Genomic DNA, 23,563 nt, shown 5'->3' on the forward strand with positions numbered 1-23,563 from the left:
TGAAGAAAGGGATCAGGCCGCGGACGGGGTCGATCCCGTGCGCAGCAGGACATCGGCCAGGGCGAAGTCCTCCGGATAGGTCACCTTGAAATTGCGCAGCGATCCGTTGACCAGACGCGGATGCAGTCCCAGCCGCTCGATCGCGCTGGCTTCGTCGGTCACCACGGCGCCAGCTGCCATCGCGTCCTCGAGCGCGTGACGCAGCACGCCAATGCGGAACATCTGCGGTGTCTGCGCCTGCCACAGGCCGTCGCGCGGCACCGTCGCGCCGATGCGCGCGCCGGCGTCGGCGCGCTTCAGCGTATCGGGCACGGGCACGGCAAGAATGCCGCCGATGGGCTCGCTGGCGGCGTCATCGGACTCCACCGCGCGCACCAGCGTGTCGATCATCGCCGGCGTCAGGCCTGGACGCGCGGCGTCGTGCACCAGGACCCAGTCGGTATCGCGCGCGCCGAGCGTGGCCAGATGATGCAGCCCCGCCAGCACCGACGCATGGCGCGAATCTCCGCCGACAAACGCGGTATCGAAGCGCAGTCCCGCAAACACGTGCTGGCCGAAACGCGCCTCCAGCGGCAGGTCGTCCGGCGCCAGCACCAGCGCCGTGGCGCTGATGGCCTCACATGCCGAAAACGCGGCCAGCGCGAACCACAGCATCGGCCGTCCGGCCACCGTCTGGTATTGCTTCTGCACGGCGCCGCCGGCACGGCTGCCGGTACCGGCACAGGGAATCAGGGCGAATCGACGATCGGACACGGGCTTGGCGGTTGGGATATCGGAAGCCGGCCTGCAGGCCGGCCGGTGCGCATTCTATAATACGGCCCTCGCCCGCCGCCACGATCCTCCGATCCAGGCAGGCAAAAACCGATTTTCCCTGCCCGCGACATGCCGCACGCATGCGCCGGCGGGGTATGGTCGTTTACGCGTTATCTGCTGCCAATGCCTGACAACCAAGCTGCTTACCCGTTTGCCGTGCTGCCGCTGATCAAGCCCGGCATGCGCCATGCCGTGCCCGGCCTGACCGGATCCTCCGACGCGCTTGCCGTGGCCGCCTACGCGCGCCAGCATCGCGACAGCGTGCCGATGGTGGCCGTGGTGTGCGCCCATGCGATCGATGCGCAGCGGCTGGCCGACGAAATCCCGTGGTTTGCGCCCGAACTGCGCGTGCGCCTTCTGCCTGACTGGGAGACGCTGCCCTACGACAGCTTCTCGCCACATCAGGATCTGGTGTCCGAGCGGCTGGCGACGCTGCACGATATTCAAGGTGGCCAATGCGACGTGATGATCGTGCCGGCATCGACGGCGCTCTATCGTCTGGCCCCGCCGTCGTTTCTGGCTGCCTACACGTTCTTCTTCAAGCAGGGCGAAAAGCTCGACGAAGCCGCGCTCAAGGCGCAATTCACGTTGGCCGGCTACGAGCATGTGAGCGCCGTGATGCGCCCCGGCGAGTACAGCGTGCGCGGCGGGCTGATCGATCTCTATCCGATGGGCTCGGCGTTGCCATACCGGATCGACCTGTTTGGCGACGAAATCGAGACTATTCGCGCCTTCGACCCCGATTCGCAACGCAGCCTCTACCCGGTCAAAGAAGTGCGGTTGCTGCCGGGCCGCGAATTTCCGCTCGACGAGGCCGCGCGCACGGCGTTTCGCGGACGCTGGCGCGAGGTGTTCGAAGGCGACCCGACCAAATCGCCGATCTACAAGGATATCGGCAACGGCGTGCCGTCGGCCGGGATCGAGTACTACCTGCCGCTGTTCTTCGAGCAAAGCGCCACGCTGTTCGACTACCTGCCGCAAGGCACTCAGCTGGCATTCACCGGCGGCGTCGACGACGCCATCCGGCGTTTCTGGGCCGACACCACGCAGCGCTACAACTTCATGCGGCACGACCGCGAGCGCCCGCTGCTGCCGCCTGCGGATCTGTTCCTGTCCGAAGAACAGTTCTTCGTCGCGGCCAAGCCTCTTGCGCGACTGTTGCTGCAGCGCGAGCCCGCGCCGGAGCAGGCGCCATCGTTCGCGGCCGGGCTGCCCGATGTTTCGGTCAACCGGCGCGCCGAAGATCCGCTGGTCAATCTGGAAGCGCTGCTGCTGAACAAGGCCACGCGCGTGCTGATGTGCGCGGATTCGGCCGGCCGGCGCGAGACGCTGCTGCAGCTGTTTGCCGAAAGCGGCTTGCGTCCGACGATCGTCGACGACTTCGCATCGTTCCTGAGCGGCGAGTCGCATTTCTCGATTGCCGTGGCCCCGCTGCAAAGCGGCTTCGCACTGCCATCGGCGCAACTCGCGTTCGTCACCGAAAACGAACTGTATGCAGGCACCGCGCGCCGCGCGGGCCGCCGCAAGCAGGAACAGGCCAGCACCGTCGATGCCATGGTGCGCGACCTGGCCGAACTCAAGATTGGCGATCCAGTCGTCCACAGCGAACACGGAATCGGCCGCTACCAGGGCCTGGTCACGCTGGACATGGGCCAGGGCGACGAAGAGTTCCTGCATCTGGACTACGACAAGGCCAGCAAGCTCTATGTGCCGGTGCACCAGTTGCACGTGATCTCGCGCTATTCCGGCGCCGATCCCGAAACCGCGCCGCTGCACTCGCTTGGCACCGGGCAGTGGGACAAGGCCAAGCGCCGTGCCGCGCAACAGATCCGCGACACCGCCGCTGAACTGCTGAACCTGTACGCGCGCCGCGCCTCGCGCGAGGGTTTTGCGTTCCCGCTGCAGCCAAAGGATTACGAGACCTTCGCCGAGAGTTTCGGCTTCGAGGAAACGCCGGACCAGGCCGCAGCCATTGCTGCGGTGATCGCCGACATGACGTCGGGCAAGCCGATGGACCGCCTGGTCTGCGGCGATGTGGGCTTTGGCAAGACTGAGGTGGCGTTGCGCGCGGCGTTCGTGGCGGTGCTTGGCGGCAAGCAGGTGGCCATGCTGGCGCCCACCACGCTGCTGGCCGAGCAGCATTTCCAGACCCTGTCCGATCGCTTCGCCGAATGGCCGGTGCGGATCGTCGAGCTGTCGCGCTTCAAGACCAAGAAGGAAATCGACGCGGCAATCAAGCAAATCAACGAAGGCACGGTCGATATCGTGATCGGCACGCACAAGCTGCTGTCCGACGACGTGAAGTTCCAGCGGCTGGGGCTCGTCATCATCGACGAGGAACACCGCTTTGGCGTGCGTCAGAAGGAAGCGCTGAAGACGCTGCGCGCCGAGGTCGACGTGCTGACGCTGACCGCCACGCCGATTCCGCGCACGCTGGGCATGGCGCTGGAAGGCCTGCGCGATTTTTCCGTGATCGCCACCGCGCCGCAAAAGCGCCTGGCGATCAAGACGTTCGTGCGTCGCGAGGAAGACGGCGTGATCCGCGAGGCCATCCTGCGCGAGCTCAAGCGCGGCGGCCAGGTGTACTTCCTGCACAACGAAGTCGAAACCATCGAGAACAAGCGCGCCAGGCTGGCCGAACTGGTGCCCGAGGCGCGCATCGCCGTGGCTCACGGTCAGATGCACGAGCGCGAACTGGAGCGCGTGATGCGCGATTTCGTCGCGCGTCGCGACAACATCCTGCTGTGCACGACGATCATCGAAACCGGAATCGACGTGCCCACGGCCAACACGATCCTGATCCACCGCGCCGACAAGTTTGGCCTGGCGCAGTTGCACCAGTTGCGCGGTCGCGTGGGCCGCAGCCACCACCAGGCGTACGCCTACCTGCTGGTGCACGATGTGGATGGGCTGACCAAGCAGGCACAGCGCCGGCTCGAAGCAATCCAGCAGATGGAAGAACTTGGTTCGGGCTTCTATCTGGCCATGCACGACCTGGAAATCCGCGGCGCCGGCGAGGTGCTCGGCGACAAGCAATCGGGCGAAATCCACGAAATCGGCTTCCAGCTCTATACGGACATGCTCAACGCGGCCGTGAAGGCGCTGAAGGCGGGCAAGGAACCTGATCTGATGGCGCCGCTGGCCGCCACAACCGAGATCAATCTCGGCACGCCGGCGCTGCTGCCCAACGATTATTGCGCCGATGTGCACGAGCGCCTGTCGCTGTACAAGCGGCTCGCCAACTGCGAGACCGGCGAGCGCGTGGACGACATCCAGGAAGAGCTGATCGACCGTTTCGGCCGGTTGCCGGCGCAGGCCCAGGCACTGATCGAAACGCACCGGCTGCGTATCGCCGCCGCGCCGCTTGGCGTGCGCAAGATCGACGCAGGCGAGGCGACGGTCAGCGTGCAATTCGTGCCAAACCCGCCGATCGACGCCATCCGTATCATCGATCTGGTACAGAAGAACCGCCATATCAAGCTGGCCGGCCAGGACAAGCTGCGCATCGAGGCAAAGATGCCCGATGTGGCCGCGCGTGCGCAAACCATCAAGCACACGCTGCGCCAACTGGCCTGATACGACCGCCCGGTGTACGATCACATCCTTGACGAATCAACCGTTTCGACGCCCCATGCAAGCCACTTCCGACACCAAGACCGCCGCAACCGAAGCGTCCGGGCGCCATAGTGCGCTCGACTGGACCAAGCGCCTGGTGTCGTTCGACACCACTTCGCGCCATTCCAACCTGGGATTGATCGAATCGGTGCGCGACCACTTCCTGGCCAAGGGCCTGCGCCCGCACCTGAGCTACAACCCGCAGGGCGACAAGGCAAACCTCTTCGTCACGGTGCCCGCCGCAAACGGCGCAACCGATGGCGGCATCGTGCTTTCGGGCCATACCGATGTGGTGCCCGTGGACGGCCAGAACTGGACCACCGATCCGTTCACCCCGGTGATCCGCGACGGCAAACTTTACGGCCGCGGTACGTGCGACATGAAGGGCTTTATCGGCACGAGCCTGGCGCTGCTGCCAACCATTCTCGAAGCGAAGCTGCGCGAGCCGGTCCATTACGCGCTGTCGTTCGACGAGGAAATCGGCTGTATGGGCGCGCCGTATCTGCTGACCGAACTGCGCGATCGCGGCGTCAAGCCGGCCGGATGCATCGTTGGCGAGCCGACCAGCATGCGCGTGATCGTCGCGCACAAGGGCATCAATGCCTATCGCTGCTGCGTAAAAGGCCAGGCCGCGCATTCGTCGCTCACCCCGAAAGGCGTCAACGCCATCGAATACGCCGCGCGCCTGATCTGCTACATCCGCGACATCGCCGACGAATTCAAGGCCAACGGCCCGTACGACCGGGCTTTCGATGTGCCATTCACCACGGCGTCGACCGGCACCATTCACGGCGGCATTGCACTCAACACCATTCCCGCGGAATGCGAGTTTGTGTTCGAATTCCGCAATCTGCCCGGTGTCGATCCCGAAGCCATCCTCGCGCGCATCGAAGCCTACGTGCACGATGTACTGGCGCCGAAGATGCGCGCCGAGCATGTCGACGCCGGAATGGTCATCAGCAAGATTGCCGCAGCGCCCTCGCTCGACGCTGCGGAGGCCGATGCCATCACGCAACTGGTGCGCGCGCTGACCGCCGACCGCGACACCAACAAGGTGGCCTACGGCACCGAGGCGGGCCTGTTCCAGCGCGCCGGCATTCCAGCCGTGGTTTGCGGCCCCGGCGATATCCAGCAGGCGCACAAGCCTGACGAATTCGTCGCCCTGGACCAGCTCGCGGCATGCGAGGCGTTTTTGCACAAGGTGGTGGACAGCCTGCGCGTGGCATAACCGCCAGCGTTTCAGTGCGCGCCCTCGCCCCGGGGCGCGCATGCACTCGCAGTACAATACCGCCTCCCCGCTTCCAGCCTATTCTTCCGCTGTCATGCCCCTGATTCTCCAGAGCTTGTCCCCGCTGTCCGCGGCCGACATCGCCGCCGTGCGCACCGTGGCCAACGCGTCAGCCTTCGCACTGCGCGATGAAAACGTCGCCGTTGCGGACGAATGCCTGCCCTTGTCGCCCCCCTTGCACACTGCGCTCGATGACCTGTGCGGACCGCGCGGCATCGACTGGGCAGTGGTGCCGGCCGGCCGCAAGCTGTCGGACTTTCGCCTGGTCGCCATGGACATGGACTCGACCCTGATCACGATCGAGTGCATCGACGAGATCGCCGATTTCTGCGGGCTCAAGGCTGAAGTGTCGGCGATCACCGAAGCCGCGATGCGCGGGGAAATCACCGATTTCAACGAAAGCCTGCGCCGCCGCGTGGCGCTGCTCAAGGGCCTGGACGCGAGCGTGCTCGACCGGGTGTACGAAGAACGGCTGCGTCTGTCGCCGGGCGCCGAGCGCATGCTCAAGGCGGTCCAGGCACTCGGCCTGCGCACACTGCTGGTTTCCGGTGGATTCGTGCATTTCACGGACAAGCTCAAGCCGCGCCTCGGGCTCGATTTCACGCGCGCCAACACGCTGGAAATCGTCGATGGCAAGCTGACCGGCAATGTGGTCGGCGAAATCGTCAATGCCGACGTCAAGGCGCGCACCGTGCGCGAGGTCTGCGAACAGATCGGCGCCGATCCCGCTCAGGCAATCGTGATGGGCGATGGCTCGAACGACCTGAAAATGATGGCCGTGGCCGGGCTGTCGGTGGCTTTTCGCGCCAAGCCCATCGTTCGCGCGCAGGCCAGCGTCGCATTCAATCATGTCGGACTTGACGGCTTGCTGAACCTGTTCGCCCAGTAACGCGCCCCCGCTCAGCATCCCACCCGCCCGGCCATCGTGCCGGGCGTTTTCATTTGCACGACTGGCTGCGGCGTGGACATTACATTTTTGTCATGTCGCTGCGGGCCGAGAGCGTACCAAATCGTCACATAAGGCCCTGATTTCCTTGTGAAATTAAATGCGAATCATTATTATTATGTTTTTATTCGTTACCGCCTTCGGGACGCCCGACGCATGCAAGCGTTAGCCATACTTTTCTCCCTGGCCGCTGCCGCGTGCCTGTATCTTGCCTCGCCGAATCAGGTGTTGATGGTCGACGCCAACGGCAAGGGTCGTGCGCCGCTGTCTGCGCGCACGCTTTGCTGGATCGCCGTGTTGCTGGCTGCGGCCGGCATGTGGCTGATGAGCGTGCCCGAAGGCTGGCCAGTTGCCATCGCCGCGACGCTCGTCACGCTTACCTGCTGCCTGTCGCTATGGCCGTTCATCGGCACCTGGCTCCATCACCACCGCGACGATGAATCGTGCAGCGAAGGAAATCCATCATGATGGGCACCAAATGGCTGGCCGGAACACTGCTGGGATTGCCGCTGGCGATTGCGCTTTGCACGCTCGGCGTGCTGTGGCTGCCGGGCGGCTGGGAAGGCGGCGTGGTCGTTGCCATCGTACTGAGCTTCGTGCTGTGGGTCGCCATCATCAGCCTGACCCTGCTGTTCCACAGCAGTCGCGCCGCATGGCTATGGCTGGCCGGCGGCAATCTGGTCTGTTACGGCATTCTGTGGGCCGTGCGAGCCATGCATGCGATGCCACCCGCTTCCACGCTCTCCGCAGTGACTGGCTCCTGAGACGATTCGCATGAAACCCAATACTCTTCGCGTGTTCAATACGCTTCACACCTGGGTCGGGCTGATGGCCGGATGGGCGCTCTTTATCGCGTTCTTCGCGGGCGCGATCACGGTGTTCCATCACGAACTGCATGTCTGGCAGAACCCGGCGCGCCTGGAAGGCCATCACGCCACCGATGTCGCGGTGGAAGGCCCCGCCATCGACGCGTTCGTGCAAAAGCTGGTCGCCGTGCATCCCGAAGCGGCCAATAGCGTCTTCGTCGGCCTGCCCAGCAAGGAAGAGCCGGACTTCAATGCCTACTGGCAGGACAAGGCGGGCGAGTGGCAGACGATAAACGGCGCGCGCCTGAACGGCGACAAGGCGGCGCAGACCGACACCTCGCTCGATCATGTCACCGGCGAGTTGTCGGCGTTCCTGAATTCCCTGCACTATGCGCTCGGGCTCGGCATGAACGGCATGTACTTCATGGGGATCATCTCCGTGCTGTATGGCCTGGCGCTGGTGTCCGGCGTGATCCTGCATCTGCCACGCCTGAAGAAAGACCTGTTCGCGGTGCGCCCGGGGCGAAATCTCAAACGCTTCTGGATGGACGCGCACAACGTGGTGGGCTTGTTCAGCCTGCCGTTCCATCTGATCTTCGCCATCACCGGGGCCATGTTCTGCCTGTCGCTGGTGATGGTGATGGTCTTCAACACGCTCACGTTCGACGGCAAGTTGTTCGAGGTGGTGCCGCGTGTGACCGCCGCCACGCCGGAAGTCACGGCGTCGGGCCGTCCGTCGCCCACGCTGCCGGCCGCGCAATTGCTGGCCATCGCGCGCGACCATGGCGGCGAGCGCTTCACGCCGAATGCGATCCGCTTCCAGCGCTACGGCGACGCAAATGCCGTGGCCGAAGTGCGCGGTGACAGCAGCCGCGCTCTGGGCAACGGCGGTGGCGTCGGCATTCATGCGGCGTCGACCGAACCCAATGCCGGCCAGTTGATCGCCAACCAGACCGCGGGCGCGCGCGACACGAACCACATGTTGCTCAGCGCCATGTACGCGCTGCACTTTGGCACCTACGGCGACCTGGCCGTCCGGCTGGTCTATCTGCTGGCCGGCCTGGGCGGCGCCTTCCTGTTCTATTCCGGCAATCTGCTGTGGATCGAGACGCGCCGCAAGGCGCGCCAGAGCGAACAACCGCGCGTACATAAGTTGCTGGCGCAGGCTACGGTGGGCGTGTGCATCGGCACCTGCATCGGCGTGGCGCTGTGCTTCCCCGCGGCACTGCTTTGGCCCGAACGCGCCGTGAGCTACGTGTTCTGGCCGGTTTTCGCGGCCGCGATCGTCTGGGCATTGATCCGGCCGCCGATCCGCGCCGCGGTGGAATTGCTCTACATCGCCGCGCTGGCTGCGCTGAGCGTGCCCGTATCGAACGCATTGCTGACGGGCGACCACCTGTTTGTCGCCGCGCTCAATGGGCGCTGGGCCATCGCCGGCTTCGACATTGGCGCCATCGCGATGGCGGCGGGCTTTGTCGCCATCGCGCGCGCCACGCAGCGTCGCGCCCGGAATGGCCCGGCCGAATCGGTGTGGTCGACACGCGCCGCTGCGGAACATCTATCGCCACAAACGAGCATGCGCAACGCCGACGCATCCTGACCCGCGTCCCGCCATCCATGCAAAAGCCCCGCTGTTTCCGCGCGGGGCTTTTTTTTGGGCTTCGCGAGGCGCAACCGTACGCCCTGGTTCCGGCCTATCGCAGATGCGTCTCCATCGCCTGTTTCAGATCGGCGATGAGGTCGCGTGTGTCTTCGAGTCCGATATAGAGCCGCACCAGTTCGCCAGCATTTTCCCATCCCGCTGGCGGCCACGTGCCGGCCGGGCGCATGGTCTCGACGTGGTACGGCACCGCCAGGCTATGCGCGCCGCCCCACGACCAACCGATTGCAAACAACTTCAGCGCTTCGACAAACGCATCCACCTGCTCAGGCGTGTAACGACGGTGAACAATTAGCGAGAACAGGCCACCGCCGCCCGTGAAGTCGCGCTGCCATGCCTCGTGACCCGGGCAGTCCGGCAGCGCCGGATGCAGTACGCGCGTCACTTCGGGACGTCGTTTGAGCCATTCGGCCACCTCCCGCGCGGCGCGATCATGCGCGGCCAGACGCACCGGCATGCTGGACAGTCCGCGCAGCACGAGGAAGCAGTCGTCCGCAGACACACCCCAGCCCATGATCATCCGCGTGCGTTTGAGACGATCGTGCAACTTTTCGTCGCGCGTAATCACGGCGCCCATCAGCACGTCGCTGCCGCCCGACTGGTATTTGGTCAGCGCCTGCACGGAGATGTCGATGCCTTTCTCGAACGGCTTGAAATACACCCCTGCGGACCATGTATTGTCGATCGCGGTGAGGACGCCGCGGGCGCGCGCCGCCGCCACAATCGCTTCGCTATCGGGCACTTCCATCGTGACCGAACCCGGCGCCTCCATCCAGATCAGCCGCGTGTTGGGCTGAATCAGCGCGGCGATGCCGGCCCCGATCGACGGATGGTAGTAACGGACCGTGACACCATATTCGCGCGCCAGCCACTCGCCGTGGTCGCGGTTCGGGCCATAGACGTTATCGGGCACGAGCACATCGTCGCCCGAGCGCAGGCATGCGAAATAAACCAGCGAAATGGCCCCCATGCCCGACGGCAACAGCAGCGTCTGCCGGCCGCCCTCGATCTGGGCCAGTTGCTGGCACAGTGCCTCGCTGGTGGGCGTGGCGTGCAGACCGTAGCGCCAGTACGTCTTGCTGCGATCGCCGTAGGCGCGCAGCTCTGCCAGATTGCGGAAGACGATGGTCGACCCACGATAGGTAGGCGTGGAAAACGATTCAAAGCCCGGCGCGATATCCAGTTCGGGCTGGACCGCGGTGGTCTGAATGTAATGGGACGATTTACGGGACGAGTCGGATGCAGACACGGCGAGTACCCTGGGAAGTCAGTTCGGACGCCCGAGCTTACCAGCAAATGCCGGGTCCGCTACATCGCGGGCGCCGATCGTCGGAGTGCGGTCCAGGCTGCGGTCCAGGTGCGGATCCGGCTGGCGCACCAGATCGCGCAACGATCAGCGCCTACGGAGCCGCAGGTGGTCGCTTTGCGCGGGGCACGCGGCTATCGCGTCGTTCCCGTGGAAATCGACGACTTGGGCGGTGGCGGCGCGTAGGTGACGCCGCTGCCCGCGCGCATGTCGAACGGCGGGATCACGAGATTGCCTCCAGACGGGCGAATGAAAAACGGCAGCACGATGGACGGATCAAATGCATCGGTCCACGTGCCGCGCACAGCGCCATTCTGGTCGATCTGCCCTTCCCAATTGCCGGAAACACGCGTGCCGTCGTCGGACTCTTCCATCAGGAAGCTGCCATCGTCCCATTCGCCCGATAACAGCCGCACACTTTTGCCGTCGCCGATCGTGTATTCGCCTTGCAGACTGTCTCGTGTGTCCGACTTCGGCGCCACGCGCATTCTTACGGGCTTGTCCCCAACCGTGCCGACATAGACCGGATAATTCGCATATTCCGATCGCGGTAGTAGTGGGCGCGCCGGCCCGGTGGAAAGCGAGGTGCCGCGCCTGGCTTCTCCCGCGCGGATGGCGTCGTTGATGCCGAAGGCGCTGCCCTGTCCTTCCCCGGTCGACACCATCTCGTCGGCCCCCAGCACAGCGGCGGGAAGCGAGAGAATTGTCGCGATTATCACCAAACACCGCGATCGAAACGGGGCAAAACGGAACAAGACAGCCTTCCTTCGGCAAATGGGGCAACAGGACTTTAGACGCGCTCGAAGATCGCGGCAATCCCCTGCCCGCCGCCGATGCACATCGTCACCAGCGCATAGCGTCCTTGCACGCGCTGCAACTCATGCAAGGCCTTCACGGTGATCAGCGCACCTGTCGCGCCGATCGGATGGCCCAGGGAAATTCCGGAGCCATTCGGATTGACCTTGGCCGGATCCAGGCCCAGCGCCTTGGTAACCGCACAGGCTTGCGCGGCGAACGCCTCGTTAGCCTCGACGACGTCGAGATCCTTGACGGACAGCCCTGCGCGCTCCAGCGCAATCTTCGTCGCCGGAACCGGCCCGATGCCCATCGTCTTCGGATCCACGCCAGCGTGGCCATAAGACACCAGCCGTGCCAGCGGCTTGAGGCCACGTCGCTCGGCTTCGGCACGCTCCATCAGCACCACGGCGGCAGCGGCGTCATTGAGTCCCGACGCGTTGCCGGCCGTGACCGTCCCGTTTTCCTTGGCGAACACCGGCTTGAGCTTGGCCATGTCGTCCATCGTCGCGTCGTGACGCACGTGCTCGTCGGTATCGAACACCACATCGCCCTTGCGGGACTTCAACGTGATGGGAACGATCTGATCCTTGAAATATCCGGCCTTGATCGCTGCAGACGCGCGGCGATGCGATTCCAGCGCAGCTTCATCCTGCTGCTGCCGCGAGATGTCATATTCCTTGGCGACATTCTCGGCCGTCACGCCCATATGAATGCTGTGGAACGGATCGTGCAGCGCGCCGAGCATCATGTCGATCAGCTTGGCATCGCCCATGCGCGAACCCCAGCGGGCCATGGGCGCCAGATACGGCGCCCGGCTCATGCTTTCCGCGCCGCCGCCGATGGCCACGTCGGCATCGCCGAGCAGGATGGTCTGGGCAGCGCTGACGATCGCCTGCAGGCCGGACCCGCACAGCCGATTCACGGTCAGGGCCGGCGCGTTGATCGATACGCCGCCGTTCACTGCGGCGACGCGGCCGAGATACATGTCCTTCGGCTCGGTCTGAATCACGTTGCCGAATACCACGTGGCCGACGTCGTCGCCGGATACGCTCGCGCGCGCCAACGCCTCGCGGACAACGAGGGCTCCGAGTTCGGTCGGCGCCAGCTCTTTCAGGCTGCCGCCAAAGGTACCGATGGCGGTGCGTACACCGCTGACAACCACTACTTCACGCGTCATGTCTGTCTCCATGCGTTATGTTGCGGTGCACAGTATAGACCCCGGGCAAGAAAAACGAACGACCGTACTTTTACCTAATTGTGCAGACAGGTGACGGGCCGAGCCCGCCCCACCGAGTGATGCCTTCAGGCCACTTCACCCCACAGATCGTGACCGTCGGCGCCGGTAATCTTCACGTTGACGAAATCGCCGGTCTTGTAGCGTTGCGACGTCTTGGCGGCCGGATCGATATAAACCAGACCATCGATCTCCGGCGCATCCGCGGACGACCGGCCGATGCCACCATCCTGATTCACCTCGTCGACCAACACGCGCAGCGTCTGGCCGACCTTGCGCTGCAGGCGCCGCGCGGACACCGCCTCGGCCACTTCCATAAACCTTGCACGGCGCTCCTCGCGAACTTCGTCCGGCAATGCGCCCGGCAGATCGTTGGCGGTCGCACCTTCCACCGGCGAGTAGGCAAAGCAGCCCACGCGATCCAGCTCGGCTTCGGCGATGAAATCGAGCAGGGTCTGAAACTCGGCTTCCGTTTCCCCCGGGAATCCGGCGATAAAGGTGCTGCGGATGGTCAGGTCGGGACAAATGGCGCGCCACGCGCGGATGCGGTCGAGCGTCTTTTCGGCATTGGCCGGGCGCTTCATGCGCTTGAGGACATCGGGATGCGCGTGCTGCAGCGGTACATCGAGGTAGGGCAGCACGTTGCCCTGGTTCATCAGCGGGATGATTTCATCGACGTGCGGGTACGGATAAACGTAGTGCAGGCGCACCCACGCACCGTATTGGCTGGCCAGTTCGCCCAGCGCCGCCACCAGCTCGGTCATGCGCGTCTTGAGCGGACGGCCGTCCCAGAACCCCGTGCGGTATTTCACATCCACGCCGTAGGCGCTGGTGTCCTGGGAAATCACCAGCAATTCCTTGACCCCGGCCTTGAAGAGGTTTTCCGCTTCCAGCATGACCTCGGCGACGGGACGCGACACGAGGTCGCCACGCATCGACGGGATGATGCAGAACGAGCACCGGTGATTGCATCCTTCCGAAATCTTCAGGTATGCGTAGTGCTTCGGTGTGAGCTTGATGCCGGCTGCCGGCACCAGATCGGTAAACGGATCATGCGGCTTGGGCAGGTGCGTGTGCACGGCCTGCATGACCTCGCCCAGCGCATGGGGGCCCGTGACAGCCAGCACCTTTGGATGCACCGACGTCACCACATCCTGACCCGCCGCGTCTTTCTTTGCACCGAGGCAGCCGGTCACGATCACCTTGCCATTCTCGGTCAGCGCCTCGCCGATGGCGTCGAGGCTTTCCTGCACCGCTTCATCGATGAAGCCGCAAGTGTTGACCACTACGAGATCCGCGCCGTCATAGGTTCCGCTGATGGCGTAGCCTTCGGCACGCAGCTGGGTAATGATCTGCTCGGAATCGACCAGGGCCTTGGGACAGCCAAGTGAGACAAAGCCGACTTTTGGCGCGGAGTTGGACAAATTGGTTTCAGACGACATGGGGCACCGCAAATGTGGGAGGTCCGGACGCTTCCTACCGTCCCCGGTGGCGCGCCTCGTTGGGCTACGGCATCCGGCGAGCCTGCCGGGCGCCGTTGTTGCCGTAAAAGGCGGCAATTTTAACCCGGCAACGCCAAGTTGGCTCGCGTCTCGACGCCCGGCAGATCATCGCGCCCATGGGAGAGTGGTTGCGAGTGGCCGCGCAGGTTCGTGCAAGCGCCCAACGAGAACGCTGAACGATTGGATCACACCAGCACTGTCGAAGTCTTTCGCATCGGCTCAGTGCATCGCGAATATGGCAAATTGCCACGCAACCACAACAAGCCGTGGCAGCGACGCAACCAAAAAGGCCCTGCATGTGCAGGGCCTCGGATTCGCTTGCCAACCTGGCGCGGCTACTTCTTCTCGGGCTGATTGAAGGGGAACGTGCCGAACATGTTCTTGGCCTGGTTCTGCATCTGCTCTTGCATCTGGACGAACAGGTTCTTGCTCTGCTCGATGTAGTTGCTCATCATGCCCTGCATCATCGGCCCCTGCAGGTTCATGAACTGCGACCACATGTCAGGGCTGAACGCCTCGCCCGAGTACAGGCCCTTGGAGTTTTCCGCCAGCTTGCTCTGGATATCGATGAAGGCCTGGATGTTCTTTTCCAGATAGGTGCCCATCATGCCTTGCATGGCATGACCGTAGAAACGGATGATCTGCGAGAGCATCGCGCTCGAGAACATCGGCACGCCGCCGGTTTCTTCTTCCAGGATGATCTGCAACAGGATGCTGCGGGTGAGTTCCTCGCCGGACTTGGCGTCAACGACCTTGAAGTCCTCGGTATCCATGACCAGCTGCTTGACGTCCGCCAGCGTGATGTAGGTGCTGGTTTGCGTGTCGTAGAGCCGGCGATTCGGATACTTCTTGATCAGTCGCTCTGCGCCTTTCTTGGTCGTGGCCATCGGTGCTCTATCCTTTTGTCGTCGCTGATGCCGGACGGACACCGGCAATCCGCTGCTGCGGCATCGCTCTCTTACTGCTGCACCGCATGCGGTGCAGTGCGCAATGAGGCGTCATTTCCGCGTGAAATCCTGCCGCAGGCGCACAAGAAACAACCGGACCAGACCCGTGTAGAGCGCTCTACTTTGGTGCCGGTTGCGCCATTGCCCTGATTCTATGCTCAAGAAAGCACTATGGAAAGACGGCCGGGTTTAAGGAAAACCCGCAGCAAAAGCGCACCTGACGCGAGAAAACTGGCGCCGCGAGGGGCTCGATCCAGCTAGTGCTTTCTAAAAATACGAACGCGGGCCCGCATGCGACCCGCGCTTGTGCACTGCGCTCGGTGCGCCGCATCAACGACGCACCGCATCGCTCACGTGCCCATCAGCCCATGTGCAGGCCGCCGTTCAGCGAGAAGTCCGCGCCGGTCGAAAAACCCGATTCGTCCGAAGCCAGCCACGCGCAGATCGAAGCAATTTCCGACGGCTCGCCCAGACGCTTGACCGGAATCGTGCCGACGATCTTGTCGAGCACATCCTGGCGAATCGCCTTGACCATGTCGGTGGCGATGTAGCCCGGCGACACCGTATTGACGGTCACGCCCTTGGTCGCCATTTCCTGCGCCAGCGCCATCGTGAAGCCGTGCAGCCCGGCCTTGGCGGTCGAGTAGTTGGTCTGTCCGAACTGGCCCTTCTGGCCGTTGACCGACGAGATGTTGATGATCCGGCCCCAGCCGCGGTCGGCCATGCCGTCGATCACCTGCTTGGTGACGTTGAACAGCGAGGTCAGGTTGGTGTCGATGACGGCGTCCCAGTCCGCGCGGGTCATCTTGCGGAATACCACGTCACGCGTGATGCCGGCGTTGTTGACCAGCACGTCGACCTCGCCCAGCTCGGCCTTGACCTTGTCGAACGCGGCCTTGGTCGAATCCCAGTCGGCAACATTGCCCTCCGAAGCCACGAACTCGAAGCCGAGCGCGCGCTGCTGCTCGATCCATTTCTCGCGGCGCGGGGAATTCGGGCCGCAACCGGCCACCACCTTGAAGCCGTCCTTGGCCAGACGCTGGCAAATGGCAGTCCCGATGCCGCCCATGCCGCCGGTCACATATGCAATGCGCTGAGTCATATCTACTCCTGGGTTGGCTCGCTCGATTTGTCTTATCGATGCTTAGCGTCGTTGTTTTAGAAGCCGACAGCGGCGTACCTCGGCCGCCGCTGCCGGCAATGCCCCTCACTTGCGGGCGTGCACTTTCTTATCGCTCAACCGCCAGTGCAACACCCATGCCGCCGCCGATGCACAGCGAAGCCAAGCCTTTCTTTGCATCCCGACGCTTCATTTCGTGCAGCAAGGTCACCAGAATACGGCAACCCGATGCGCCGATCGGATGGCCGATGGCGATGGCACCGCCGTTCACGTTGATCTTCGACTGGTCCCAGCCCATCTGCTGATGAACGGCCAGCGCCTGCGCAGCGAATGCCTCGTTGATTTCCATCAGATCCAGGTCCTTGACCTCCCAGCCCGCGCGCGACAAGCAGCGCTTGCTGGCCGGAACCGGGCCCATGCCCATCACGGCCGGATCGACGCCGGCATTGGCGTACGCCTTGATCGTCGCCAGCGGCGTCAGGCCCAGCTCGCGGGCCTTGGCGGCGGACATCACCACCACCGCGGCGGCGCCGTCATTCAGCCCCGATGCGTTGGCGGCGGTGACCGTACCGGCCTTGTCGAAAGCCGGCTTGAGGCCCGCCAGGCTCTCTAGCGTGGCGCCGTGACGAACGAATTCGTCGGTCTTGAACGCGACCGGATCGCCCTTGCGCTGGGGAATCATCACCGGAACGATTTCCTCGTCGAACTTGCCGGCCTTCTGCGCGGCCTCGGCCTTGTTCTGCGAGCCCACGGCAAATTCGTCCTGCGCCTGCCGCGTGATGCCGTATTCCTTGGCGACGTTTTCGGCCGTGATGCCCATGTGATACTGGTTGTAGACGTCCCACAGGCCGTCGACGATCATCGAGTCGATCAGCTTGGCGTCGCCCATCCGGAAACCGTCGCGCGATCCCGGCAGCACGTGCGGCGCGGCGCTCATGTTTTCCATGCCGCCAGCCACAACGATCTCGGCCTCGCCCGCCAGGATCGCATTCGCGGCGAGCATCACCGCCTTCAGGCCCGATCCGCACACCTTGTTGATGGTCATGGCCGGCACCATGTCGGGCAGCCCGGCCTTGCGTGACGCCTGACGCGCCGGGTTCTGCCCCGACCCTGCCGTCAGCACCTGGCCCATGATCACCTCGCTGACCTGATCGGGCTTCACACCGGCGCGCTCGAGCGCGGCCTTGATCACGATGGCGCCCAGTTCCGGCGCCGGAATCTTTGCCAGGGACCCGCCGAACTTGCCTACGGCGGTACGGGCTGCGGAAACGATGACGATGTCAGTCATTTGAGATCCTTTTAAGAAAGCGATTCGATGATGGATGCAAAGCTGGCCGGCGGACGTCCGCCGACCCTTGTGCAATTCATGCGCGCTGCCTCACATAGCGGCCGGGGGCTGGTTCTATAGCCTTGTAATGGTCATTGCCGAACCTGGTGGGCGCGGCACGCTTCTGGCCGGCGTGCTTGCCAAGCCAGCTCATCCAGTCGGGCCACCAGCTGCCGCGATGTTCCTGCGCGCCGGCCAGCCAGTCATGCGCGGACGTCGGAAGCGCGTCGTTGGTCCAATGGCTGCGCTTGTTCTTGGCCGGAGGATTGATGACGCCGGCAATATGGCCCGATGCCCCGAGCACGAAACGCAGCTTGTTCTTCAACAGCGCCGTCGATGCGTAGGCCGCGGTCCATGGCACGATGTGATCTTCGCGCGAACCATAGAGATAGGTCGGCACATCGATCGCGCCCAGATCCACCGGTGAATTGCACACCGAGAGCTTACCCGGCACCTTGAGTTCGTCCTGCAGATACGTATGCCGCAGGTACCAGCAATACCAGGGCCCCGGCAAATTGGTGGCATCGCCGTTCCAGAACAGCAGGTCGAACGGGACAGGCGTGTTGCCTTTCAGATAGTTGTCGACGACGTAGTTCCACACGAGGTCGTTCGGGCGCAGGAACGAGAACGTGTTGGCCAGCTCGACGCCGCGTAGCAGACCGCAAGGCGCACCGGCCGCGCCGCCCAGCGTGGCTTCGCGCAATTGCACGTGGGCTTCGTCGACGAAGACGTCGAGAATGCCAGTGTCGGCGAAATCGAGCAGCGTGGTCAGCAGCGTGAGGCTGGCGGCCGGGCGTTCGCCGCGCGCCGCCAGCACGGCCAGCGCGGTGGAAATGATCGTGCCGCCCACGCAGAACCCAAGCACATTGATCTGGTCCAGCCCGCTGATGTCACGCGCCACTTCTATCGCGCGAATGGCGGCGTGCTCGATGTAGTCATCCCAGGTTCGCTCGGCCATCGTCGCATCGGGATTGCGCCACGACACCAGGAACACGGTGTGCCCCTGCTCCACGGCATGGCGCACCAGCGAACTTTCGGGCTGCAGGTCAAGAATGTAGAACTTGTTGATGCACGGTGGCACCAGCAGCAATGGCCGTGCATAGACCTTTTCGGTCAGAGGCTTGTACTGCAGCAGTTGAAAGTACTCGTTTTCGTAAACGACGGCCCCTTCCGTCACCGCCACATTGCGGCCAACTTCGAAGGCGGTTTCGTCGGTCTGCGAAATCTTTCCGCGCCCCAGATCCTCGAGCATGTTGCGCACGCCATTGCGCAACGATTCTCCGCCCGATTCGATCAGACGCTGCTGGGCTTCGGGGTTGGTCGCCAGGAAGTTGGCCGGGGACATTGCATCGACCCATTGCGACACGGCAAACCGGATGCGCTGGCGCAGCTTGGGATCGGCCTGTACGGCATCGGCCAGCTCCGTCATGGCGCGTGCGGTCAGCAGGTAGAACGCCGCGGTGTAGCGATACGAGGCATTGTTGCGCCACGCCGGGCTGGCAAAGCGCCGGTCGGACAGGCGCTGGCTGGCATGGTCGGCATCGGCGCCGGGCCTGGCCGCGGCCGCCACGGCGCCCTCGCCCATTTCGCGCCAGAGGTCGGCAAAGTCCTTCAGATAGCGCTGCTGGATCTGCGCCAGCTGGGTCGGTTCGATCTTGATCGCACCATTGGCGCCGTTGCCCTGCAAGACGTGCTGGAACGCCTTGGCAAGCACGTCGCCACCTGGGAAGCCATTGGAAGGTGCGCCAGCCAAGCCGGCGGGAAAGCCTGACGGCAGCTCTCCAATGCTTTCAGGCATCCACTGACGGGACCACTCCAGCCATGCGGCTGGATCGAATGGCCCCGGCGCAAACTGAAACGGTTGGGACTTGCCTTCCTGATTGGAAGCTGCCGCACCTTTGCCGGTCGCCATGATGTAATCGTCTCTCTGCCAGTCGTGATGGATGACGGGCTCGGGGTAACTGTCTCCCGACCCGCCCCGAATCCGGGTTGCGTTCGCAGGCCGCCCAGGGCGACTTGCCTCTTACGCTATGCTTGCCGGCGAAACCCTGGAAGACTTCCTCGGTTCCGATACATTTGAAGGCATTGTTGCCTTGCTATGGAGAGACTGTCAATGCGGAAATCCGCATTGGCACGGCGCGCCCCGGCCCGCCAGGACTGACCTACCGGACGGTAGCCAAAAGCCGCACACCGCGCCCTGCAACCCTTACACCAGCGAGATGAAAGTCCGATGTATATCGTGGCAATTGGGTGGCTTTACGTCGCCATGATGATGGCCATTACCGAGACGAACATCGTCGCCGGCGCGGCGACGTTTGTGTTCTACGGCCTCGTACCCGTGTCGATCCTGATGTACATAATGGGCACGCCGGGTCGGCGGCGCCGGCGCAAGGCCGCGGAAGCGCGCGAGCAGGCCGCAGCGGCGCCCAGCGATCCCGACGCCGGCGCCTAGGCGGCGAGCCAGACCAGGGTGGCCATGCGGCCGGTCGTCCGATCGCGGCGATAGGAGAAAAAATCCTCCGCATCGCTGACCGTGCAGGCGCCGCCGCCAAACACCCGGGTACATCCGGCCCGCGACAAACGAATGCGCGCCAGCGCGTAGAGATCGGCGAGGTACTTTCCCGCATTCCCGGCGCGGAAGGCAGCGTCGACCCCGGCCTGTTCCGCCGGCTGCGCACGCTGCAGGAACGCATCGCGCACTTCCGGACCGACTTCGAATGTGTCCGGGCCGATGGCCGGGCCCAGCCACGCCAGCCATTCGGCATCGGCCCCGACCCGTTCGGCCATCCGCGCCAGGGTGGCCTCGATCACGCCATCGCACAGTCCCCGCCAGCCGGCATGCGCCGCGCCGACGACGCGGCCCGCGGTGTCGCAAAGCAGGACCGGCAGGCAATCCGCCGTCATGATCGCGCAAACCCGCCCGGGCGACGTGGCGATGCTGGCGTCGGCGCGCGGCACGCCGTCCGCACCATCCGAACTGTCCGCGCCATCGGCGGCCTCGTCGGCGGTCACCACCCCGCAGCCATGCACCTGGTCGAGCCAATGCGGCATGGCCGGCAGGTGTCCGGCCAGAATCCGGCGATTTGCCGCGACGGCTGCGGGATCGTCGCCCACATGCGAGCCCAGATTCAGGCCGCCGGGGCGGCCATCTGCCAGCCCATACGGCGCCACGCTGACCCCGCCGCGCCGCGTGGTCGACAGCGCGCGCACCCGGGCCGGCGCCGGCCAATCAGGCACGATCCAGGGCGACTTGTCAGTCGTCGTCATCGGCTTCCCCTTCGTACCATTCGGGCTCGTCGTCCTCGTCCTCGTCTTCCTGGCCATCGAAATCGAGCGCGTCGATCAGCGCCTGAAGATCCTCGGGCGCCTCGGCTTCCCATGAGATCTTGCGGCCCGTCACCGGGTGCACGAGGCCCAGCTTGTAGGCATGCAGCGCCTGGCGCGTGAACGGCACGGGAAGCGGCACCCGCACGGCCGGACGCTGCCCGCGCTGCGTGGCCTTGTGATAGACCGGGTCGCCCACGAGCGGATGGCCGATCGATTCGAAATGCACGCGGATCTGATGCGTGCGTCCGGTTTCCAACTGACACATCACCATCGACACCTTCGAGCGTCCCAGCGGCACGGTGCCGAGCGTTTCGAAGTGCGTACGCGACGGCTTGCCGCTGTTGGTGTGCACAATGGCCATGCGCGTGCGCTCGCGCGGATCGCGGGCGATCGGCGCATCGATGGTGCCTTCATCGGGCGTCTCGCCCCAGACCAGCGCGAGGTAGGTCCGCTTGACGGTGCGCGCGGCAAGCTGCCGCACGAGGTCTGTCTGCGCGGTCAGCGTGCGCGCCACCACCATCAGGCCGGAGGTTTCCTTGTCGAGCCGATGCACGATCCCGGCGCGCGGCAACCGCGCCGCGTGCGGATCCCGATGCAGCAGGCCGTTGAGCACGGTGCCACTCCAGTTGCCCGCGGCGGGATGCACGACCAGACCGGCCGGCTTGTTGATGACCAGCAGCGCGTCGTCTTCATAGAGCACGTCCAGCGGCACGTCTTCGGCCGTGAATGCCATCGACTCCGGCGCGGCCTGCGGGCGGATCTCGATCCGCTGCCCCATCTGGACCGACGCCTTGGCCCGGCTCGGCTCGCCATCGACGCGCACCGCGCCGTCCTCGATCCATTGCTGGATGCGGCTGCGCGAAAATTCGCTAAAGTGTCGCGCTAGCAGTTTGTCGAGCCGCTCGCCATGTCCGGCGCTATCGACCTCGAGGTACATCGGCACCAGGTCGGGCGCCGCGGGCGCCGTTGCCGGCACCTCGTCGTTGAACTCGCGGCCGTCGTCGATCGGATCGTCCAGATCCTCCGATACGAGGTCAATTTCCTCGGCGGATTCGATGTGGCGTTCCAGACCGGTTTCGGCACTGGGGGTTCGGCTATAATGCTTGGCGCTATTTTTTTTCATCCGGAACAGGTTGCCCATGCAATTGCAGAGCATGAAACGCGCTGATTGGCGCGCGAAATTTGGAGCGATTTTGCTCGCAGGCGGCTGCCTTATGCTGTCTGCATGCGGCCTGCTGGGAGACCAGCCGGACGAAACCGCCAGCTGGTCAGCGAACAAATTATATTCGGAAGCAAAGGATGCTCTCGACGGCGGAGACTATACCCGCGCTGTCAAGCTTTACGAAAAGCTCGAGGGCCGCTATCCGTTCGGCCGCTTTGCGCAGCAGGCGCAGATCGACACCGCCTACGCCAACTACAAGGATGGCGAGACGGCTGCCGCGCTGGCTGCCGTGGACCGCTTCATCCAGCTCCACCCGAGTCATCCGAACATCGATTACGCCTATTACCTCAAAGGCCTGATCAATTTCAATGACAACCTGGGCTGGCTGGGCCGGTTCTCGGGCCAGGATCTCAGCGAACGCGATCCCAAGGCTGCCCGCGCCGCCTATGACGCGTTCCAGACTCTGGTCACACGCTATCCGGACAGCAAGTACACGCCCGACGCGACGCTGCGCATGCAGTACATCGTCAACTCGCTGGCCCAGCACGAGGTGCACGCTGCGCGTTACTACTATCGTCGTGGCGCGTATCTGGCCGCGGTGAACCGCGCGCAGCAGTCGCTCAAGGACTATGACGGCGCGCCGGCCAACGAAGAAGCGCTCTACATCATGGTCCGGTCGTACGACGCCTTGGGCATGAAGGATCTGCGCGACGACGCGGCGCGCGTGATGGAGCGCAACTACCCGAACAGCGATTTCATCAAATACGGCCAGCGCCGCAAGGACAAGTCCTGGTGGGAAGTGTTCTAGGCGGCTGAGCATCGGCGGCCGACAAACCTGCGTCGCCGCCTTGATCCGACTTTTCGCAAGTGTCTCGCCTCCTCAGCACCCCAAAGCCGCGCGCGGTTTTGGGGTGTTTTGCTTTGGGCGCCGACGCACCCCAGTCCGAGCGCGCGGTCTGCGCAGACGAAAGGCCGTCGATCCGGATACGAGATTCAGCATTTGCCGATGCCGATGCGGGCGGACTTCGGGTAGTTTCATGGCCCCACGTCAAACGGACCCGATCGTGATTCGCCTACTCGTTGCCGATGACCACCCGCTGATCCTGATGGGGGTGCGCTCTGTCCTGTCTTCGCTGACGCGCTTCAAGATCGTTGGCGATGCATTGGGTCCCGAATCGCTCTTCGCGCGGCTTGCCGATGTGGGCTGCGATGTCTTGATCACCGATTTTCATATGCCGGAGGAGCGCGTTTCCGACGGACTCGCGATGCTGGGCGTCATCCGGCGCAAATTCCCGGAGGTCAAGACCATCGTGCTGACCGGGCTTGCCAATCCGGCGTTGATGAACAGCATGCTTCAGGAAGGCGTGATGGGCGTGCTCAACAAGCGCAGCGACATGGGGGAACTGCCTGCCGCCATCGATCTGGCGTCGAAGGACAAGATCTATCTCGGCAAGGCGACGCAAAAGGAAATGGCCCGCCTTGGCGATGCGCGTGCGCCCGGCATGCCGGCAAGGGCATTGAGTCCGAGCGAGCTCGAAGTGATTCGCTTGTATGCAAGCGGCCTGCCAGTATCCGGCATCGCCGTGCAACTGCGCCGCAGCATCAAGACGATCAGCACGCACAAGCGAAGCGCCATGGACAAGCTCGGCCTTCGCAGCGATGCCGAGCTCTGCCGCTACGCCGCGGGCAATGGGCTCGGGTAGGCGCGCGCC

The 23,563-nt window shown here is 64.2% G+C and carries 20 protein-coding genes; 9 read left to right on the forward strand and 11 right to left on the reverse strand.

Annotation, left to right across the window (positions count from 1 at the left end; genetic code table 11):
* Positions 1 to 12 precede the first annotated feature (12 nt).
* Entirely contained in the window at positions 13 to 753 is a 741-nt protein-coding gene (ispD, locus tag AC1RKI_RS16015) for a 2-C-methyl-D-erythritol 4-phosphate cytidylyltransferase (protein WP_492796289.1), read from the reverse strand.
* Between the two features lie 183 nt (positions 754 to 936).
* On the opposite strand from ispD, the gene mfd reads away from it, so the two are divergent.
* From mfd to AC1RKI_RS16045, 6 genes are all read left to right on the forward strand, one after another.
* On the forward strand, positions 937 to 4,389 hold the full coding sequence (gene mfd / locus AC1RKI_RS16020) for a transcription-repair coupling factor (RefSeq protein WP_061957511.1): 3,453 nt from the start codon (positions 937 to 939) through the stop codon (positions 4,387 to 4,389).
* A gap of 55 nt (positions 4,390 to 4,444) precedes the next feature.
* Complete coding sequence (gene argE, locus AC1RKI_RS16025; RefSeq protein WP_244787291.1) at positions 4,445 to 5,656, forward strand: acetylornithine deacetylase; 1,212 nt, start codon at positions 4,445 to 4,447, stop codon at positions 5,654 to 5,656.
* A 94-nt stretch (positions 5,657 to 5,750) separates the two neighbouring features.
* Positions 5,751 to 6,605 (forward strand): phosphoserine phosphatase SerB, encoded by an 855-nt coding sequence (gene serB, locus AC1RKI_RS16030; RefSeq protein ID WP_061957505.1) that lies wholly within the window; start codon positions 5,751 to 5,753, stop codon positions 6,603 to 6,605.
* A 147-nt stretch (positions 6,606 to 6,752) separates the two neighbouring features.
* Positions 6,753 to 7,130, forward strand: coding sequence for a hypothetical protein (locus tag AC1RKI_RS16035; protein ID WP_223505701.1), 378 nt, complete (start codon positions 6,753 to 6,755; stop codon positions 7,128 to 7,130).
* Positions 7,127 to 7,426 carry a hypothetical protein gene (locus AC1RKI_RS16040; protein WP_061957503.1) on the forward strand — a complete coding sequence of 100 codons (300 nt, stop codon included), beginning with the start codon at positions 7,127 to 7,129 and terminating at the stop codon, positions 7,424 to 7,426. The genes AC1RKI_RS16035 and AC1RKI_RS16040 overlap by 4 nt, the downstream gene beginning before the upstream one ends.
* 10 nt (positions 7,427 to 7,436) lie before the next feature.
* Positions 7,437 to 9,068 carry a PepSY-associated TM helix domain-containing protein gene (locus tag AC1RKI_RS16045; protein ID WP_492796286.1) on the forward strand — a complete coding sequence of 544 codons (1,632 nt, stop codon included), beginning with the start codon at positions 7,437 to 7,439 and terminating at the stop codon, positions 9,066 to 9,068.
* Between the two features lie 94 nt (positions 9,069 to 9,162).
* On the opposite strand, the gene AC1RKI_RS16050 is transcribed toward AC1RKI_RS16045, so the two are convergent.
* The 8 genes from AC1RKI_RS16050 to phaC form a co-directional block, all read right to left on the reverse strand.
* Positions 9,163 to 10,377 (reverse strand): cystathionine beta-lyase, encoded by a 1,215-nt coding sequence (locus AC1RKI_RS16050; protein WP_341248945.1) that lies wholly within the window; start codon positions 10,375 to 10,377, stop codon positions 9,163 to 9,165.
* 191 nt (positions 10,378 to 10,568) lie between these two features.
* On the reverse strand, positions 10,569 to 11,099 hold the full coding sequence (locus tag AC1RKI_RS16055; RefSeq protein WP_492796477.1) for a hypothetical protein: 531 nt from the start codon (positions 11,097 to 11,099) through the stop codon (positions 10,569 to 10,571).
* A 125-nt stretch (positions 11,100 to 11,224) separates the two neighbouring features.
* The gene (gene bktB / locus AC1RKI_RS16060) at positions 11,225 to 12,409 is read right to left on the reverse strand and encodes a beta-ketothiolase BktB (protein WP_492796284.1); all 1,185 of its coding nucleotides are present in this window, start codon (positions 12,407 to 12,409) and stop codon (positions 11,225 to 11,227) included.
* Between the two features lie 125 nt (positions 12,410 to 12,534).
* On the reverse strand, positions 12,535 to 13,908 hold the full coding sequence (gene rimO / locus AC1RKI_RS16065) for a 30S ribosomal protein S12 methylthiotransferase RimO (protein WP_061957498.1): 1,374 nt from the start codon (positions 13,906 to 13,908) through the stop codon (positions 12,535 to 12,537).
* A 395-nt stretch (positions 13,909 to 14,303) separates the two neighbouring features.
* On the reverse strand, positions 14,304 to 14,855 hold the full coding sequence (gene phaR, locus AC1RKI_RS16070; protein ID WP_061957497.1) for a polyhydroxyalkanoate synthesis repressor PhaR: 552 nt from the start codon (positions 14,853 to 14,855) through the stop codon (positions 14,304 to 14,306).
* Between the two features lie 421 nt (positions 14,856 to 15,276).
* Positions 15,277 to 16,017 carry a 3-ketoacyl-ACP reductase gene (locus AC1RKI_RS16075; protein WP_061957496.1) on the reverse strand — a complete coding sequence of 247 codons (741 nt, stop codon included), beginning with the start codon at positions 16,015 to 16,017 and terminating at the stop codon, positions 15,277 to 15,279.
* A gap of 127 nt (positions 16,018 to 16,144) precedes the next feature.
* Positions 16,145 to 17,323, reverse strand: a complete 1,179-nt coding sequence (locus AC1RKI_RS16080; RefSeq protein ID WP_061957495.1) for an acetyl-CoA C-acetyltransferase — start codon at positions 17,321 to 17,323, stop codon at positions 16,145 to 16,147.
* Positions 17,324 to 17,399: 76 nt separating this feature from the next.
* Positions 17,400 to 19,274, reverse strand: a complete 1,875-nt coding sequence (gene phaC, locus AC1RKI_RS16085) for a class I poly(R)-hydroxyalkanoic acid synthase (RefSeq protein ID WP_061957494.1) — start codon at positions 19,272 to 19,274, stop codon at positions 17,400 to 17,402.
* 318 nt (positions 19,275 to 19,592) lie between these two features.
* Here phaC and AC1RKI_RS16090 point away from each other — a divergent pair, with 318 nt between their 5' ends.
* On the forward strand, positions 19,593 to 19,814 hold the full coding sequence (locus AC1RKI_RS16090; RefSeq protein ID WP_061957493.1) for a hypothetical protein: 222 nt from the start codon (positions 19,593 to 19,595) through the stop codon (positions 19,812 to 19,814).
* Here AC1RKI_RS16090 and pgeF read toward each other — a convergent pair.
* Positions 19,811 to 20,629, reverse strand: a complete 819-nt coding sequence (pgeF, locus tag AC1RKI_RS16095; protein ID WP_492796280.1) for a peptidoglycan editing factor PgeF — start codon at positions 20,627 to 20,629, stop codon at positions 19,811 to 19,813. The genes AC1RKI_RS16090 and pgeF overlap by 4 nt on opposite strands.
* A complete protein-coding gene (locus tag AC1RKI_RS16100; RefSeq protein ID WP_244787279.1) occupies positions 20,616 to 21,812 on the reverse strand; it encodes an RluA family pseudouridine synthase in 1,197 nt (398 codons plus the stop codon). The genes pgeF and AC1RKI_RS16100 overlap by 14 nt, the downstream gene beginning before the upstream one ends.
* 16 nt (positions 21,813 to 21,828) lie before the next feature.
* On the opposite strand from AC1RKI_RS16100, the gene AC1RKI_RS16105 reads away from it, so the two are divergent.
* Together AC1RKI_RS16105 and AC1RKI_RS16110 are read left to right on the forward strand one after the other, a co-directional pair.
* Complete coding sequence (locus AC1RKI_RS16105) at positions 21,829 to 22,659, forward strand: outer membrane protein assembly factor BamD (protein WP_061957491.1); 831 nt, start codon at positions 21,829 to 21,831, stop codon at positions 22,657 to 22,659.
* Positions 22,660 to 22,888: 229 nt separating this feature from the next.
* Positions 22,889 to 23,554 (forward strand): response regulator, encoded by a 666-nt coding sequence (locus AC1RKI_RS16110; RefSeq protein WP_490713391.1) that lies wholly within the window; start codon positions 22,889 to 22,891, stop codon positions 23,552 to 23,554.
* The last annotated feature ends 9 nt before the right edge of the window (positions 23,555 to 23,563 follow it).

This window comes from Cupriavidus sp. GW822-FHT06G04 (assembly GCF_058799075.1).

Coding starts and splice junctions, on each gene's coding strand:
- mfd (WP_061957511.1), top strand. CDS start 937: ATGCCTGACAACCAAGCTGCTTACCCGTTTGCCGTGCTGCCGCTGATC.
- argE (WP_244787291.1), top strand. CDS start 4,445: ATGCAAGCCACTTCCGACACCAAGACCGCCGCAACCGAAGCGTCCGGG.
- serB (WP_061957505.1), top strand. CDS start 5,751: ATGCCCCTGATTCTCCAGAGCTTGTCCCCGCTGTCCGCGGCCGACATC.
- AC1RKI_RS16040 (WP_061957503.1), top strand. CDS start 7,127: ATGATGGGCACCAAATGGCTGGCCGGAACACTGCTGGGATTGCCGCTG.
- AC1RKI_RS16045 (WP_492796286.1), top strand. CDS start 7,437: ATGAAACCCAATACTCTTCGCGTGTTCAATACGCTTCACACCTGGGTC.
- AC1RKI_RS16055 (WP_492796477.1), bottom strand. CDS start 11,099: ATGGTGTCGACCGGGGAAGGACAGGGCAGCGCCTTCGGCATCAACGAC.
- bktB (WP_492796284.1), bottom strand. CDS start 12,409: ATGACGCGTGAAGTAGTGGTTGTCAGCGGTGTACGCACCGCCATCGGT.
- rimO (WP_061957498.1), bottom strand. CDS start 13,908: ATGTCGTCTGAAACCAATTTGTCCAACTCCGCGCCAAAAGTCGGCTTT.
- phaR (WP_061957497.1), bottom strand. CDS start 14,855: ATGGCCACGACCAAGAAAGGCGCAGAGCGACTGATCAAGAAGTATCCG.
- AC1RKI_RS16075 (WP_061957496.1), bottom strand. CDS start 16,017: ATGACTCAGCGCATTGCATATGTGACCGGCGGCATGGGCGGCATCGGG.
- AC1RKI_RS16080 (WP_061957495.1), bottom strand. CDS start 17,323: ATGACTGACATCGTCATCGTTTCCGCAGCCCGTACCGCCGTAGGCAAG.
- phaC (WP_061957494.1), bottom strand. CDS start 19,274: ATGGCGACCGGCAAAGGTGCGGCAGCTTCCAATCAGGAAGGCAAGTCC.
- AC1RKI_RS16090 (WP_061957493.1), top strand. CDS start 19,593: ATGTATATCGTGGCAATTGGGTGGCTTTACGTCGCCATGATGATGGCC.
- pgeF (WP_492796280.1), bottom strand. CDS start 20,629: ATGACGACGACTGACAAGTCGCCCTGGATCGTGCCTGATTGGCCGGCG.
- AC1RKI_RS16100 (WP_244787279.1), bottom strand. CDS start 21,812: ATGAAAAAAAATAGCGCCAAGCATTATAGCCGAACCCCCAGTGCCGAA.
- AC1RKI_RS16105 (WP_061957491.1), top strand. CDS start 21,829: ATGCAATTGCAGAGCATGAAACGCGCTGATTGGCGCGCGAAATTTGGA.
- AC1RKI_RS16110 (WP_490713391.1), top strand. CDS start 22,889: ATGGCCCCACGTCAAACGGACCCGATCGTGATTCGCCTACTCGTTGCC.